The following is a 13,870-nucleotide window of genomic DNA, read 5'->3' on the forward strand; positions in this document are numbered from 1 at the left end:
CGGCATGTGCGCCCTCGCGGCGCTCGCCTTCCTCGTTCCGCTGGGCTTCGGTCTCAGCGACCGGGCCCGGGAGGAGGCCATCGCCGACGCCGCTCGGCGCAGCGCCCTGGTCACCGGGGCACTGGCGGTCAGCACCGACGCGGCGGTGATCGAGCGCGCGGTGGCGGCCACCGGCGGCGACCAGGCCACCCGTCCGGTGGTGCACGGCCTCGACGTGGACGCCTCCGCCGGCCGGGCCGACCCTGCGCAGCTCGACGAGGCTCGCGCGCAGCGGCGCTCGGTGGTGGTGGAGGTGGCCGGCGGTGTCGTCCGGCTCGACCCGGTGGTGCTCGGTGACCGGGTCGCGGTGGTCGAGGTGTTCGTGCCCGACGACGCGCTGGGCGGTGAGGGACGCTGGCTGCTGCTCCTCGGGGTCGCCGCAGTCCTGGTGGGCGCGGCCGTCGTGGTGGTCGACCGGGTCGCCACGCGCACCGTGGACGCCACCCGAGGGCTGGTCGAGGCCGCGCTCGCGGTCGGCGACGGTGACCTGGGGGCCCGCGTCGAGCCGAACGGCCCGCGTGAGCTGGCCGAGGCCGGGTTGGCGTTCAACCGGATGGCCGAGCGGTTGGTCGCGGCCCACACCGACGAGCGTGAGCTGGTCGCCGACCTGTCGCACCGACTGCGTACCCCGCTGACGGTGCTCCGGCTGGACGCCGAGGCGCTGGAGTCCGACGACACCAGCGTGGGCACGTTCAGCGAGGCCGAGTTGGACCGCCGGCGCGGGATCCGGCGGATCCGGCAGGCCATCGTGACGCTCGAGGGCGAGATCGACGTACTGATCAAGACCACTCGCAAGGCGGTCGCCCACGAGACCGGGCCGGCGATGTGTGACGTCAGCGAGGTGGTCCGGGACCGGATGGTGTTCTGGGCGGCGCTCGCCGGCGACCAGAACCGGCCGCACCGGGTGATCGGGGCGCAGCTGCGCACCCCCGCGCCGGTGCCGCGCGCCGAGCTGGCGGCCGCGCTGGACGCGGTTATCGGCAACGTCTTCCGCTACACCCCGCAGGGCACCGCGTTCGAGGTGGCGGTCTCCCGGCGGGACGGCTATGTGGCGATCCGCGTCGACGACGCCGGCCCCGGCATCGCCAATCCGGATCGGGCGCTGCGCCGGGGCGCCAGCGACCAGGGCTCCACCGGCCTCGGCCTGGACATCGCCAAGCGGGTCTCGTTGCAGGCCAACGGCTCGGTGAGCATCGACCGGGCCCGGCTGGGTGGGGCCAGCGTGGTGATGCTGCTCGCCGATCCGGAGGCGACGCCCCGGCAGGTCAACCGGTTCGGGCTGGTCGGCCGGATGGCGCGGGAGGCCCGCGAGCAGAAGTCCGCCGGTCGCCGCTGGCCCCGGCAGCGGCCCAACCAGCCCTGATCCGGCACCGGCCACGGCCCGCGTTCCGGCACCGGCCACGGCCCGGGTTGTGGGCTGGCGCAAGTCTTCCTTAGATCCGGGTTAACGACGGCGCGGACCGGGCCGGCGGCTGACAGGATTCCGGTACGAACCCATCAGTTCCACCGGCCAGCGCCTCGCGCACCCACCGGTCGGTGGAGCCGCGCGCGCGGCGGGAGACAGGTCCCCCCACACCAGCTCCCGCCGCGCGCCCTCCTCCTCGCCGTTCCGCCCGCCGTGGTCAGCGCCCGGCCGTGGCCAGGTACGCGTCGATCTCGGCGGTGATCCGCTGCTTGCCGGCCGGGTCCAGGAACGAGGCCGTGACGGCGTCGCGGGCCAGCGCGGCGATCCCCTCCGGTCCGACCCGCAGCAGCTGGGCCGCCACCGCGTACTCGTCGTTGAGGGTGGTGCCGAACATCGGCGGGTCGTCGGAGTTGATGGTGACCAGCACCCCTGCGTCGACCAGCCGGGGCAGCGGGTGCGCGTCGAGGCCGGTCACGGCGCGGGTGCGTACGTTGGAGGTGGGGCAGACCTCCAGGGCGATGCGCCGCTCGGCGAGGTAGGTCAGCAGCTCCGGGTCGTCGGCGGCGGAGATGCCGTGCCCGATCCGCTCCGCGCCGAGCTCGCGCAGCGCGTCCCAGACGGTCTGCGGGCCGGTGGTCTCGCCGGCGTGCGGCACCGACCGCAGCCCGGCCGCCCGGGCCTGGTCGAAGTACGGCTTGAACTGCGGCCGGGGCACGCCGATCTCCGGCCCGCCCAGGCCGAAGCTGATCAGCCCGTCCGGGCGCTCCTCCAGCGCGATGCGCAGGGTCTCCTCGGCCGCCGGCAGCCCCGCCTCGCCCGGGATGTCGAAGCACCACCGCAGCTCGATGCCGAAGTCGGCCTCGGCCCGCTTGCGGGCGTCCTCGATCGCCTCGCAGAACGCCGGCGCGGGGATGCCCCGGTGCACGTGCGAGTACGGGGTGATGGTCAGCTCCGCGTAGCGGACCTGCTGGCGGGCCAGCTCACGAGCCACCTCGTGGGTGAGGATCCAGACGTCCTCCTGATCGCGGATCAGGTCGACGACGCTGAGGTAGACCTCGATGAAATGGGCGAAGTCCCGGAACGCGAAGTAGTCGGCCAGCGCCGCCGGATCCGCCGGCACCGGGCTGCGCCCCTCGTGGCGGGCGGCCAGTTCGGCGACGATCCGGGGTGAGGCGGAGCCCACGTGGTGCACGTGCAGCTCCACCTTGGGCAGTCCGGCGATGAAGGTGGACAGATCGGTCACAGGTTCTCCTCGGCACGGGCGCCGGTACGGGCGACGACGAAGACTCGGCGGAACGGGAAGTACACCTGGCCCTGGCGCGCCGGGTACGCCTCGGCGAGGCGTACCTCGAGCTCGGCCCGGAAGTCGGCCCACCGCGCGGCGTCCAGCGCCGCGCGGACGGGGCGCAGCGCGGTGCCCTCCATCCAGGCGAGCACGGGGTGCGCGGCGTCGGCGCCGGCGGGGAGCAGGTGCACGTAGGTAGTCTCCCAGGCGTCGACCGCGCAGCCGGCACCGGTCAGCAGCGCGGCGTAGTCGGCCGGGTCGTCGACCGGGGCCGCACGCAGCAGCGGAAGCAGCTCGGCCCGCCAGGCCGGCCGACCGGCGACCTCGCGCAGCGCCCGGTGCGAGGGCGCGTCGAAGTTGCCCGGCACCTGCGCCGCCAGCCAGGCTCCGACGGGCAACTCCCGCGCCCAGCGGCCCAGCAGCTCCTGGTGACCGGGGACCCACTGGAGGACCGCGTTGCTCATCACCACGTCGGCGTCGGGCCCGGGCCGCCAGTCACGCACGTCGCCGACGGCGAACTCGACCGGTGCGCCCAGCTCGCGGGCCTTCTCGATCATCTCGGGTGAGGAGTCCAGCCCGAGCACCCGGCTGCCCGGCCAGCGGGTCGCCAGGGTCGCGGTTAGCTGGCCGGGACCACAGCCGAGGTCGACCACCGTCCGCGGCCGCTCGGTGGGAATCCGGGCGAGGAGGTCGTGGAACGGCCGGGACCGCTCGTCGCCGTAGCGCAGGTACGTCGCCGGATCCCACATGGCCGCCTCCCAAACCGTACGTCCGTCTTGTTGACCGTACGGCCCGGTGGGCGGCCGGGCAAGGCGATCACTAGGCTCAGTGCATGGAGCAGCGCACCTTCGACCGGCTCGGCCGGACCGTCGGCATCGTCGGCCTCGGCGCCTGGCAGCTCGGCGCCGACTGGGGCACGGTGAGTGAAGACGACGCGATGGCGATCCTCGCCACCGCCGTTGACGCCGGGGTCACCTTCCTGGACACCGCCGACGTCTACGGCGACGGTCGCAGCGAACGGCTGATCGGTCGCTTCCTGCGCACCCGGCCGGACGCCGCGCTCACCGTGGCCACCAAGATGGGCCGCCGGGTCGAGCAGCGGCCGGAGGCGTACACCCTGGCGCACTTCCGGGAGTGGACCGACCGGTCCCGGCGCAACCTCGGGGTGGACACCCTGGACCTGGTCCAGCTGCACTGCCCGCCCACCGCCGTGTTCGCCGACGACGCGGTATTCGACGCCCTGGACACGCTCGTGGCCGAGAAGGCGATCGCCGGCTACGGAGTGAGCGTGGAGACCTGCGACCAGGCGCTCACCGCGATCGCCCGGCCCGGCGTGGCGAGCGTCCAGATCATCCTCAACGCGCTGCGGCACAAGCCGCTGGAGCAGGTCCTGCCGGCGGCCGCCGCGGCCGGAGTCGGCATCATCGCCCGGGTGCCGCTCGCCAGCGGCCTGCTCTCCGGCCGGTACGACGAGCACACCACCTTCCCGGCGGACGACCACCGCAGCTACAACCGGCACGGTGCGGCGTTCGACGTGGGCGAGACGTTCTCCGGGGTCGACTTCGACCTGGGGCTGGCCGCGGTGCGGCGGCTGACGCCGCTGGTCGGCGCGGAGCGCACCATGGCGCAGTTCGCGCTGCGATGGGTGCTGGACCAGCCCGGGGTCACGGTGGTCATCCCGGGCGCCCGCGACTCCGGGCAGGCCCGGCGCAACGTGGCCGCGGCCGAGTTGCCGCCGCTCACCGAGGAGCAACTGACCGGCGTCCGCGAGGTCTACGACGAGCTGATCCGCCCCCAAGTGCACGACCGGTGGTGACCCGCCCACCGCGGGTGCTCGCCGCGGGCGCGCCGGCCGGGGATGCTGGAGGCCCGGGGTGCGGGGAGAGGGGGACGCGATGAGGGGTTGGTTCCCGCTCACGCTCGGCGTGCTGGCGGTGGTGATCGGTGCGGTCTGGACGGTCCAGGGTCTCGGCTTCGTCAGCGGGAGCGTGATGACCGGTGAGCGGATCTGGGTGGTGATCGGGCCGGTGGTGGCGCTGGCCGGGTTGGTGGTGCTCTGGCTCGGCCTGCGGGCCCGCCGCCGGTCCTGACCCGACCGTCACCGGAGTAGCGCCGGGAGACGATGTGGGTCAACGGGAAAACCCCGCATCCCGGGGCCGGGATGCGGGGCTCCACTGTCGATCCGAAAGTGGATCGGCCCGTTGGCCGGCGGGGGCCGGCCGGTAGTGCTCAGATGGGGCGGACCTGCTCAGCCTGCGGGCCCTTCTGACCCTGAGCGATCTCGAACTCCACCCGCTGGTTCTCCTCCAGCGTGCGGTAGCCGCTGGTCTGGATGGCCGAGAAGTGGACGAACACGTCAGCACCCCCGCCGTCGACGGTGATGAAGCCGAAGCCCTTGTCAGCGTTGAACCACTTCACGGTTCCCTGCGCCATGTGTATCTCCTTCTAAAACTGGCGGCCTTGCACGCCGTGCGGCCGATTGGCCGTTTTCGAGCAGCGGCGCCTGAGGCGGCCCCCACGAAGGAGACTTCTCTCAACCCACGCCATCTCGCAACAGCCGAGACAGCAAATCACGTACGCAAAAACTCTGCACGACCTAAGCGACGAATTTCTCCGACATGTGACCTGACGGATGTCTGAGACCCGCTGGGTGGCGGTGCACGGCATGCGAAAGGCCCCCTCCACGGCTGTCCGGAGAGGGGGCCCCGCTCGATGTCCGGTCAGTCCGGCCAGCGCCCGGTGAGCCGCCGGACGCCCACCGCGCCGCCCCGGTCCACCGCCGCCCGGACGACCGCGAAGATGGCGCCCTGCAACGCCGCGGCGGCGAGGATCTCGCCCCAGCGCCGGTCCTCGTCGGTGGCGCTGGGCGCCTCGCCGTCGCCCGCGGTCATCTTCCAGACCTGGCGGAAGATCGCGCCGGCTACCGTGCCGGCCGCGATGCCCAGCAGCACGCCGACCGGCCGGTACGCGGCCCTGCCGATGGCCTTGCTCACCTGCGCCTCCCTTGGATGATCAACAGCACGATCATGGTGGCCACCGCGCCGGCCGCGACCGCGGCCCACGGCACCGGGCTGTCCCGGAGGCTGCCACTCTTCTCATGCGCCTGGGCGCGGGCCACCTGGGCCTTCTGCGCCGCCTGCCCGCGTACCCGGGCCACGGTCTCCGCGGCCTGTTCCCGCATCCGCTGCTTCGCGTGGTCGGCCGACTCCCGCAGCCGGGCCTTGACGTCGGCCTTCGCGGCCAGCGCCTCCATCGTCTCGCCCAGCTCCACCCGGGTCCGCCGGATCTCCTCGCGGAGCGCCTCGGTGTCACCCCGCCCGTTACCTGTCATGACCGTCCCCTGTCCTTCACCGCGGCGGCGACCGTGTCCACGTCTGCCCGCAGGCTGCGGACCGTCGCCGCCGGTACCGGCGGGACCGCCCGGCGGACCTGCAGCGCGCCGACCAGGGCCATGATGCCGGCGACGAAGAAGAGGCCGGCCGCGACGATCAGCGCGGCGGCCCAGCCTGGCAGCACCAGATCCAGCAGCAGCCCCACGGCGATGCAGAGCGCACCCAGGCCGTAGAACGCCAGCGCACCGCCGCCGCCAAGGAGGCCGAGGCCGATGCCGGCGTGCTTGCCCTTCTTGGTCAACTCCGCCTTGGCCAGCGCCAGCTCGTCCCGCACCAGCCGGGAGACCTGCTCGGTCGCCCGCTGCACCAGCTCGGCGGTGGAGGGCTCGCTCCCGTTGCGGGATGTGCGGGCGTTCGCCACGTCAGCCATGCTGTCCTCCTTTCGTCGTCACCGCGCTGTATGCCCGGAGTCGCCGCGCGCCAATCCTGTGCGTGGACCGCCGGATTCGGAGCTAGACGTCCGGCAGCACGTCCCCCGTCACCGCGCGGTCAAACCTCCCGGATCGGGCGACTCCTCGCGGGCCGGCTCAGTCCCCCCGTCACGGAAAACGCCGTCACCCTTCGGCAGGAAACGTGGACGCCCCCGGCCGTCGGGCCGGGGGCGTCGGAGACCGTCGGGTCAGCGGCGGGACTCGGCGGGCTCGTCCGGGCCGACGAAGGCCTCGCTGCGGGCGTCCCCGTCATCGCTGCCGCCGAAGAGCCGGGCGTCGTCGGGCACGTCGCCGTCGGCGAGCCGCCGGGCCGGGCGGCGAGGCTGCACCCACTGCCACGGCAACTGGCTGCCGGCGTCGCCGACCTCGGTGCGGATCCGGGGCATCGCCATCGGACGCTGGTCGCGCACCCAGGCGACCAGGTGCTCGCGGACCAGGCAGCGCAGATCCCAGAGGCTGCCGGCGTCGGCGGCGCTCACCAGCGCCCGGACCCGGATCGTGCCACCGGTCGCGTCGGTCACCTGCAGGACGCAGACCCGGCCGTCCCAGAGCTCGGTGCTCTCGACCAGGCGGCGCAGCTCCTCGCGCATCGCCTGCACCGGGATCGCCCAGTCGACGTCGAACTCGGCCGTGCCGAGCACCGCCGCCTCGGTCCGGGTCCAGTTCTGGAACGGCTTGCTGGTGAAGTACGAGGTGGGCAGGATCAGCCGGCGGTCGTCCCAGATCTGCACCACCACGTAGCTGAGGGTCAGCTCCTCGATCCGTCCCCACTCCCCCTCGACGACCACCACGTCGTCGAGCCGTACCGCGTCGCTGAAGGCCAGCTGGAGCCCGGCGAAGACGTTGCCGAGCAGGCTCTGCGCGGCCAGCGCGGCGACCACACCGACCACACCGGCGCTGGTGAGCACGCCGGCGCCGATGCCTCGCACGCTGGGGAAGGTCATCAGCATCACGCCGACCGCCAGGATCACGATCACCGCGATGGTCAGCCGGCGCAGCATCACCACCTGGGTACGCACCCGGCGGGCGTGCCGGTTGTCGGGCACGTCGACCCGGAAACGGGCCAGCGCGGTGTCCTCGACCACCACCAGCAGCGCGGCGACCAGCCAGGCGGCGCTGGCGATGACGGCCAGCACCAGCAGGTGCAGCAGCGTGCGCCGCCACGAGGTGCCGACCGCGTAGCCGGTGCTGAACCGGACGGCGAACTGGACCGCCAGCACGGTGGCGGCCACCTGGAACGGGCGGTGGGCGTGGTCGGTGAGCTCGGTCATCAGCCGCGACCGGCGACCGAAGCGCCGGGTCATCCCGTGCACCACCGCCACCACGAGAAGGGCGATCGCCGCCGCGGCGAGCGCGACGACGACCGTCCCGAGGTAACTCTGCACAGACTCTCTCCCTCCGGGCCGGGCGCGAGGGGCCTCGGGCAAAACCCCTATCGTGCCCGGCATCACCGGTATCGACCAGTTCAGACCTTGCGGTAGCGGGACTGGAGGAAGCAGAAGACGCCGAAGGCCGCGATGCCGAGGGCGACCAGGGTCAGCAGCAGGGTGCCGTAGGACTGCTCGCGCAGCGTACGCAGCGCGGCGTCCAGGCCGCGGGCCTTCTCCGGGTCGTAGGTCACCGCGGCCACGACGACGAGCACCCCGGCGATGCCGTACGCGATGCCCTTGGCCACGTAGCCGGCGATGCCCAGCCGGCGGGCGGTCTTGCGGGTCCGCGGGCTCATCTCGCCGGTCTTCAGGTGCTTCTCGAAGCGCTTGACCAGGCCGTAGATCACCAGACCGACGCCGATCCCGGCGAGCATCAGCCCGGCGAGCCCGACCAGCCAGCGACCGCCGGTGGAGTGCATCGCCTGCCCGGTGAGCGCCTCCTGCTTGTCGGCGGAGTTCGAGCCGGCGTCCGAGAAGACCTTGTAGGCCGTCCAGGCGAAGTAGAGGTAGACCAGCGTGCGGCCGGCCGAGGCGAGCCGCTCCCACACGCGTTCCTTGCCGCGCTCGGCACGGTGCCCGACCGCGGCCTCCAGGGCCTGCCAGATCGCCATCGCGAGCAGGCCGACGGCGGTCGCGATGACCAGGAACTTGCCCAGCGGCTGCTCGGCGAGGGTACGCAGGGCGCCGGACTGGTCGCCGTCGTCGGCGGACTTGCCGAACGCGATCTGCAGTGCCAGCCAGGCGAACAGAAGGTGCACGATGCCGTAGCCGATGAATCCGGCCCGGGCGAGGAGTTCCAGCCACCTGCTGTTCGCCGTACGGGCGGCGGTGGCTTCGGCGTTCCGGGTGAGAGACATGCCGCCCTCAATCTCCGAATGCGAAGATCCCCAAACGTCGGCCACCGCCGCCCGCGGCGCTGTCAGCTGCCGGAATTCTGCGAAACGCGGATCTTGACCTCTTGGTCGCTGACGCTGTCGAGGGTGACCGCGAGGCCCGCGACCTCGGCCGCCTGCTGGCCCGTGATCAGGGTGACCTGCTCGCCGGCGACCTCGACGGTCACCTGGTCGTCCTGCGCGCCGACCAGCTTGGCCTCGACGCCGAGGATGTTGGCGCTCGCGTCGACGCCACGCTGGAAGGTGACCGTGCAGGAGCCGGCGAGACTGCAGTCGGTGGAGGCGCCCTCTGAGCTGCAGCCGGCCAGCACGGCGACGCCGAGCGCCAGGCCGGCCAACAGGCCGGCGGCGCGGCGGGTGGGGGTCAGCGGGGAGTTGCCGAGTCGATTCGTCACCCGGCCAAGGGTACGAGACGCCCGCGAACGGGCCGGGCGGCGACGGCGGATAGGGTCGGCGACATGCCGTTCGACATCACCCGGGTCCGGGCCGGTTACCCCGCCCTGGCCGAGGGCTTCGTCCACCTCGACGGTGCCGGTGGCACCCAGGCCGCCGGGTCGGTGATCGACGCCGTCACCGCGGCGATGCGCGCCGCGACCGGCAACCGCAGCACCGCCTTCCGCCCCGGCCAGCGATCGCTGGACCTGGTGGCCGGGGCGCGGTCGGCGGTGGCCGACCTGGTCGGCGGCGACCCGGCCGGGGTGGTGCTCGGGCCGAGCGCGACCGCGCTGCTCTACACCCTGGCCCGCACCCTCGGCGCCGGCTGGCGCCCCGGCGACGAGGTGGTCCTCTCCCGGCTCGACCACGACGCGAACGTACGGCCCTGGGTGCAGGCCGCCGAGGCCGCCGGGGCGACCGTGCGGTGGGCGGAGTTCGACCGGGCCACCGGCGAGCTGCCCGCCGACCAGTACGCCGACCTGGTCACCGAGCGGACCCGGCTGGTCGCGGTGACCGCCGGCTGCAACGCGATCGGCACCGTCCCGGACGTGCCGGCGATCGCCAAGACCGCGCACGCGGTCGGCGCGCTGGTCGTCGCGGACGGCGTGCACGCGGTGCCGCACGCGCCGACCGACCTGGCGACGCTCGGCGCGGACGTGCTGGTCACCAGCGCCTACAAGTGGTCGGGGCCGCACCTCGCCGCGATGGTGGCCGACCCGGCGTTCTGGGCGGCGCTGCGCCCGGCGAAGCTGATCCCCTCCTCCGACGCGGTTCCGGAGCGCTTCGAGTACGGCACACCGAGCTTTCCGCTGCTCGCCGGGGTGGCCGCCGCGGTGGACCACCTGGCCGGGCTGGATCCGGCGGCGACCGGCGACCGGCGGGCCCGGGTCCGGGCCGGGCTGACCGCCGCGCAGGCGCACGAGGAGGCGCTGCTGGACCGACTCCTCGCCGGGCTCGCCGCGCGGCCCGCGGTCACCGTCTACGGCTCACCGGCCCGGCGCTGGCCCACCGTCTCGTTCCGGCTCGCCGGGATGTCCCCGGCGCAGACCCAGGCGGCGCTCGGCGCCGTCGGCGTCTGCCTCTCCGCCGGCGACTACTACGCCTACGAGTACTTCACCGCGATGGGGCTGCGGGACAGCGGCGGCGCGGTGCGGGCCAGCATCTACCACTACAACACGGCCGACGAGGTCGACCGGTTGCTCGGCGAACTGGACCGGCTGGCCGGCGGGGCGGGGACAATGGCGGGGTGAGCACCCTGGTCGAGGACAACCCCGCCAAGCACCGGTTCGAGATCCTGGTCGACGACGCGCTGGCCGGGTTCACCGCGTACGAGCCGCGGGGCGAACTGCTGGTCTTCACCCACACCGAGGTGGATCCCCGGTTCCAGAACATGGGCGTCGGAGCGGCGCTGGTCCGCCAGACCCTCGATGAGGTGCGTGAGCGCGGTGGCAAGATCGTCCCGGTGTGCCGGTTCATGGCCGCCTTCATCGACCGGCACCCCGAGTACGCGACCATGGTGGCCGTCCAGCCCTGACCGCTGAGCGCCTGAGGCCGTTGCCGGCGGCCGGGACGGCCGCCTCAGGCGGCGCCGACGAGCAGCTCGGCGGCCGCTCGCGCGCTGGCCCGGGTGGCCCCGTGCGTCGCCACGTGCACGGTGCCGGTGACCAGCTCGGGCACGCCCAGCTCGACCACCACCGCGTCCGGTCGGGCGGCCAGCGCCCGGCCGACCGCGTCGCGCATCCAGTCGTGCCGGTGCAGGTCGCGGACCACCAGCACCACCGGCCGCGCGCCCGCCCCGGTGATCGGGTCGGCCGGCACCTCCGCCTCGGCATAGCGGTGGGTGACGGTGCCGGGGAGCAGGTCGGTGAGCGGCGCGCCGATCCCCCACGGCGTCTCGGCCCCGATCGCGATGTTGCGCGGCGGTTCGAACTCCACCACGTAGGCCGGGGTGGTCAGCGGGATCCGCCGGGCGGCGGCCGGCGTCGCGGTGATCCGCAGGGCGCGGCGGGCGGCGACCAGCCCCACGTGCGAGCCGTCGGCCCGGTGGCCGGCCCGGCCGGGCAACTCGGCGCGGGCGGCGACGCTCCAGGCGGCGAGCTGCCCGACCCGCTTGGCCGCCTCGGCGAGCCGCTCCTCCGGCAGTTCGCCGGCGATCACCGCGGCGACGATGGCGTCCCGCAACTCCGAAGCGGCGGCCTCGTCGGCCCGCTCGCCACCGATGCAGATCGCGTCCGCACCGGCCGCGAGGGCCCGGACCGTGGCGCCGGCGAAGCCGTACCGGTCGGCGACCGCCCGCATCTCCACGGCGTCGGTGACCACCACGCCGCAGAAGCCGAGTTCGTCGCGGAGCAGCCCGCCGAGGATGCGCGGGCTCAACGTGGCCGGCAGCTCCGGATCCAGCGCCGGCACCAGCAGATGGCCGGTCATCACCGCCTGCACCCCGGCCGCCACGGCGGCCCGGAACGGGGCCAGCTCGGTGCCGTCCAGTCGGTCCCGGCCGCCGGCGATCAGCGGCAGGTCATGGTGTGAGTCCACCCGGGTGTCGCCGTGGCCGGGAAAGTGCTTGGCGCAGGCCGCCACCCCGCCGGTCTGCAGCCCGCGCACCCAGGCGGCCGTGTGCCGGGCGACCAGCTCCGGGTCCGCGCCGAAGGAGCGGACCCCGATCACCGGGTTGGCCGGGTTCGAGTTCACGTCGGCGTCCGGGGCGTAGTTCAGGGTGATGCCGAGGCCGGCCAGATCGGCACCGAGGTCCCGGGCGACCGCCTCGGTCAGCTCCGGGTCGTCCACCGCGCCGAGGGCGAAGTTGCCCGGCCGTGAGCTGCCCCGGCCGGATTCGATCCGGGTGACGTCGCCGGCCTCCTCGTCGATCGCGACGATGATGTCGGGACGCTCCGCGCGCAAGGCGGCGGTGAGCGCGGCGACCTGCTCCGGGTCGACCACGTTGCGGGCGAAGAGCACCACCGACCCGAGCCCTTCGCCGAGCCACCGGCAGACCCAGGGCGGTGGCGTGACGCCGACGAATCCGGGTTGCAGGACGGCGGCCGCGAGCGCGGCCAGGTTGCCGGCCGGAAGGCTCATGCTGACGCCTCCCGCCGGTCGGCGTTCGCGGGCGCCCCGGCGCCCCGCCCGACCGTCCGCTGCACGCGCTCGCTCATGCGGCCCCCGTACCCCCACTCTTCCGCGCCTGGCGGTCCGCCCGGGCGGGCGGTGCTGCCATGGTCACACTGCGGGTTCGAATAGTCAATAAACCTTACAGTTGCCGGCCGGGGCCTCCGGTGGGCAGAGTGCGGGGATGGAACCGACGTTGCTGGCCGACGCGACCAGCCCGGCCGAGATCCCCGGCGTACGCCTGCTCGGGCTGGTGGTGGGCGGCCTGTTGCTGCTGGCCGCGATCCGCGCGATGTTCCGGCGGCGCTGAGCCGGGGTACCGCCTTCCTCGTTGACCGGGTAGACGGTGCGAGGAGGCACGATGAAGATCGGTTACTTCCTGTCCAGTGAGGAGTACGGGCCGGCCGAGCTGCTGGAGCAGGCTCGCGGCGCCGAACAGGCCGGCTTCCAGGCGCTGTGGATCTCCGACCACTACCACCCCTGGGTCGACGCCCAGGGGCAGAGCCCGTTCGTCTGGTCGATGATCGGCGCACTCAGCCAGGTCTGCCGGCTCCCGGTGACGACCGCGGTCACCTGCCCGACCGTCCGGATCCACCCGGCGGTCATCGCCCAGGCGGCGGCCACCAGCGCGGTGCTGCACTCCGGCCGGTTCGTCCTCGGCGTCGGCACCGGCGAGGCGCTCAACGAGCACATCTTCGGCGACGCCTGGCCGCAGACCGACGTCCGGCTGGAGATGCTGGAGGAGGCGATCGGCGTGCTGCGTGATCTGTGGGCCGGCGGCTTCGTCAACCACCACGGCAAGCACTACACGGTCGAGCAGGCCCGGATCTACACCCTGCCGGACACCCCGCCGCCGATCTACATCTCCGGCTTCGGCCCGAAGGCCGTCGACTTCGCCGCCCGGCTCGGCGACGGCTACGTCAGCACCATCCCGGACGCCGAGCTGGTCCAGCGCTTCCGCGACGGCGGGGGCGGCGACAAGCCGTGCCAGGCCGGCTTCAAGGCGGCGTACGCCGACAGCGAGGAGGAGGGGATGCGGATCGCGTACGAGCGGTGGCCGAACTCCGGGGTGCCCGGTGAGCTGTCCCAGGTGCTCCCCTCACCGCGCCACTTCGAGCAGGCCGCGCAGCTGGTCAAGCCGGAGATGATGAAGGAGACGTTCGTCTGCGGCAACAGCGTCGACGCGCACCTGGAGATGATCGACCAGTACGCCAAGGCCGGGTTCGACGAGATCTACGTGGCCAACACCGGGCCCAACTGGACGGGCCTGTTCGACCTCTACCAGCGGGAGATCCTGCCCCGCTTCCGGTGAGCCGCGCCCTGGAACAGGGCGAGGCTAGCGGGCGCGGGCCCAGCCGATGAAGCGTCGGCCGAGGGCAGCGGGGGTGGCGGTCTCGTTCACCTCTGCGAGCTGTTCGGCCGCCTCGACCTGAAGGGTCGCCAGGCGGGGGT

Annotated in this window: 17 protein-coding genes; 7 read left to right on the forward strand and 10 right to left on the reverse strand. The window is 73.6% G+C overall.

What is annotated here, in order from left to right:
* Positions 1–4 precede the first annotated feature (4 nt).
* Positions 5–1,402 carry a HAMP domain-containing sensor histidine kinase gene (locus ACIP9D_RS23495; protein WP_350873004.1) on the forward strand — a complete coding sequence of 466 codons (1,398 nt, stop codon included), beginning with the start codon at positions 5–7 and terminating at the stop codon, positions 1,400–1,402.
* A gap of 259 nt (positions 1,403–1,661) precedes the next feature.
* Here ACIP9D_RS23495 and ACIP9D_RS23500 read toward each other — a convergent pair whose 3' ends face one another.
* Both ACIP9D_RS23500 and ACIP9D_RS23505 read right to left on the reverse strand, forming a co-directional pair.
* Complete coding sequence (locus ACIP9D_RS23500) at positions 1,662–2,687, reverse strand: adenosine deaminase (protein ID WP_350873005.1); 1,026 nt, start codon at positions 2,685–2,687, stop codon at positions 1,662–1,664.
* The gene (locus ACIP9D_RS23505) at positions 2,684–3,478 is read right to left on the reverse strand and encodes a trans-aconitate 2-methyltransferase (protein WP_350873006.1); all 795 of its coding nucleotides are present in this window, start codon (positions 3,476–3,478) and stop codon (positions 2,684–2,686) included. Before ACIP9D_RS23505 ends, ACIP9D_RS23500 begins: the two co-directional genes overlap by 4 nt.
* An 83-nt stretch (positions 3,479–3,561) precedes the next feature.
* Here ACIP9D_RS23505 and ACIP9D_RS23510 point away from each other — a divergent pair, with 83 nt between their 5' ends.
* Both ACIP9D_RS23510 and ACIP9D_RS23515 read left to right on the forward strand, forming a co-directional pair.
* Positions 3,562–4,545 carry an aldo/keto reductase gene (locus ACIP9D_RS23510; RefSeq protein ID WP_350873007.1) on the forward strand — a complete coding sequence of 328 codons (984 nt, stop codon included), beginning with the start codon at positions 3,562–3,564 and terminating at the stop codon, positions 4,543–4,545.
* 79 nt (positions 4,546–4,624) lie between these two features.
* Positions 4,625–4,819, forward strand: coding sequence for a hypothetical protein (locus ACIP9D_RS23515; RefSeq protein WP_350873008.1), 195 nt, complete (start codon positions 4,625–4,627; stop codon positions 4,817–4,819).
* 139 nt (positions 4,820–4,958) lie between these two features.
* On the opposite strand, the gene ACIP9D_RS23520 is transcribed toward ACIP9D_RS23515, so the two are convergent.
* The 7 genes from ACIP9D_RS23520 to ACIP9D_RS23550 form a co-directional block, all read right to left on the reverse strand.
* The gene (locus ACIP9D_RS23520) at positions 4,959–5,162 is read right to left on the reverse strand and encodes a cold-shock protein (RefSeq protein WP_007075740.1); all 204 of its coding nucleotides are present in this window, start codon (positions 5,160–5,162) and stop codon (positions 4,959–4,961) included.
* A 287-nt stretch (positions 5,163–5,449) separates the two neighbouring features.
* Positions 5,450–5,722, reverse strand: a complete 273-nt coding sequence (locus tag ACIP9D_RS23525; RefSeq protein WP_350873009.1) for a DUF4235 domain-containing protein — start codon at positions 5,720–5,722, stop codon at positions 5,450–5,452.
* Positions 5,719–6,060: a DUF3618 domain-containing protein gene (locus ACIP9D_RS23530; protein ID WP_350873010.1), complete on the reverse strand. Its 342-nt coding sequence runs from the start codon at positions 6,058–6,060 to the stop codon at positions 5,719–5,721. The genes ACIP9D_RS23525 and ACIP9D_RS23530 overlap by 4 nt, the downstream gene beginning before the upstream one ends.
* A complete protein-coding gene (locus ACIP9D_RS23535; protein WP_350873011.1) occupies positions 6,057–6,491 on the reverse strand; it encodes a phage holin family protein in 435 nt (144 codons plus the stop codon). The genes ACIP9D_RS23530 and ACIP9D_RS23535 overlap by 4 nt, the downstream gene beginning before the upstream one ends.
* Before the next feature lie 249 nt (positions 6,492–6,740).
* Entirely contained in the window at positions 6,741–7,937 is a 1,197-nt protein-coding gene (locus ACIP9D_RS23540; RefSeq protein WP_350873012.1) for a mechanosensitive ion channel family protein, read from the reverse strand.
* A gap of 80 nt (positions 7,938–8,017) precedes the next feature.
* Positions 8,018–8,839, reverse strand: a complete 822-nt coding sequence (locus ACIP9D_RS23545) for a DUF1206 domain-containing protein (protein WP_350873013.1) — start codon at positions 8,837–8,839, stop codon at positions 8,018–8,020.
* A gap of 62 nt (positions 8,840–8,901) precedes the next feature.
* Entirely contained in the window at positions 8,902–9,270 is a 369-nt protein-coding gene (locus tag ACIP9D_RS23550) for a hypothetical protein (protein ID WP_350873014.1), read from the reverse strand.
* Positions 9,271–9,333: 63 nt separating this feature from the next.
* Here ACIP9D_RS23550 and ACIP9D_RS23555 point away from each other — a divergent pair, with 63 nt between their 5' ends.
* Positions 9,334–10,560: a cysteine desulfurase-like protein gene (locus ACIP9D_RS23555; RefSeq protein ID WP_350873015.1), complete on the forward strand. Its 1,227-nt coding sequence runs from the start codon at positions 9,334–9,336 to the stop codon at positions 10,558–10,560.
* The gene (locus tag ACIP9D_RS23560) at positions 10,557–10,844 is read left to right on the forward strand and encodes a GNAT family N-acetyltransferase (protein WP_350873016.1); all 288 of its coding nucleotides are present in this window, start codon (positions 10,557–10,559) and stop codon (positions 10,842–10,844) included. Before ACIP9D_RS23555 ends, ACIP9D_RS23560 begins: the two co-directional genes overlap by 4 nt.
* 44 nt (positions 10,845–10,888) lie before the next feature.
* Here the strand turns inward: ACIP9D_RS23560 and ACIP9D_RS23565 are convergent, their stop codons facing one another.
* A complete protein-coding gene (locus tag ACIP9D_RS23565) occupies positions 10,889–12,388 on the reverse strand; it encodes a glycoside hydrolase family 3 protein (RefSeq protein WP_350873017.1) in 1,500 nt (499 codons plus the stop codon).
* Between the two features lie 214 nt (positions 12,389–12,602).
* Between ACIP9D_RS23565 and ACIP9D_RS23570 the strand changes: the two genes are divergently transcribed.
* On the forward strand, positions 12,603–12,728 hold the full coding sequence (locus tag ACIP9D_RS23570; protein ID WP_350873018.1) for a hypothetical protein: 126 nt from the start codon (positions 12,603–12,605) through the stop codon (positions 12,726–12,728).
* Positions 12,729–12,779: 51 nt separating this feature from the next.
* A complete protein-coding gene (locus ACIP9D_RS23575; protein ID WP_350873019.1) occupies positions 12,780–13,730 on the forward strand; it encodes a TIGR03557 family F420-dependent LLM class oxidoreductase in 951 nt (316 codons plus the stop codon).
* The last annotated feature ends 140 nt before the right edge of the window (positions 13,731–13,870 follow it).

It is taken from the genome of Micromonospora sp. NPDC093243 (assembly GCF_044753725.1).
Lineage (GTDB): Bacteria > Actinomycetota > Actinomycetes > Mycobacteriales > Micromonosporaceae > Micromonospora.

Coding starts and splice junctions, on each gene's coding strand:
- ACIP9D_RS23495 (WP_350873004.1), top strand. CDS start 5: ATGTGCGCCCTCGCGGCGCTCGCCTTCCTCGTTCCGCTGGGCTTCGGT.
- ACIP9D_RS23505 (WP_350873006.1), bottom strand. CDS start 3,478: ATGTGGGATCCGGCGACGTACCTGCGCTACGGCGACGAGCGGTCCCGG.
- ACIP9D_RS23510 (WP_350873007.1), top strand. CDS start 3,562: ATGGAGCAGCGCACCTTCGACCGGCTCGGCCGGACCGTCGGCATCGTC.
- ACIP9D_RS23515 (WP_350873008.1), top strand. CDS start 4,625: ATGAGGGGTTGGTTCCCGCTCACGCTCGGCGTGCTGGCGGTGGTGATC.
- ACIP9D_RS23520 (WP_007075740.1), bottom strand. CDS start 5,162: ATGGCGCAGGGAACCGTGAAGTGGTTCAACGCTGACAAGGGCTTCGGC.
- ACIP9D_RS23530 (WP_350873010.1), bottom strand. CDS start 6,060: ATGACAGGTAACGGGCGGGGTGACACCGAGGCGCTCCGCGAGGAGATC.
- ACIP9D_RS23535 (WP_350873011.1), bottom strand. CDS start 6,491: ATGGCTGACGTGGCGAACGCCCGCACATCCCGCAACGGGAGCGAGCCC.
- ACIP9D_RS23545 (WP_350873013.1), bottom strand. CDS start 8,839: ATGTCTCTCACCCGGAACGCCGAAGCCACCGCCGCCCGTACGGCGAAC.
- ACIP9D_RS23555 (WP_350873015.1), top strand. CDS start 9,334: ATGCCGTTCGACATCACCCGGGTCCGGGCCGGTTACCCCGCCCTGGCC.
- ACIP9D_RS23565 (WP_350873017.1), bottom strand. CDS start 12,388: ATGAGCCTTCCGGCCGGCAACCTGGCCGCGCTCGCGGCCGCCGTCCTG.
- ACIP9D_RS23570 (WP_350873018.1), top strand. CDS start 12,603: ATGGAACCGACGTTGCTGGCCGACGCGACCAGCCCGGCCGAGATCCCC.
- ACIP9D_RS23575 (WP_350873019.1), top strand. CDS start 12,780: ATGAAGATCGGTTACTTCCTGTCCAGTGAGGAGTACGGGCCGGCCGAG.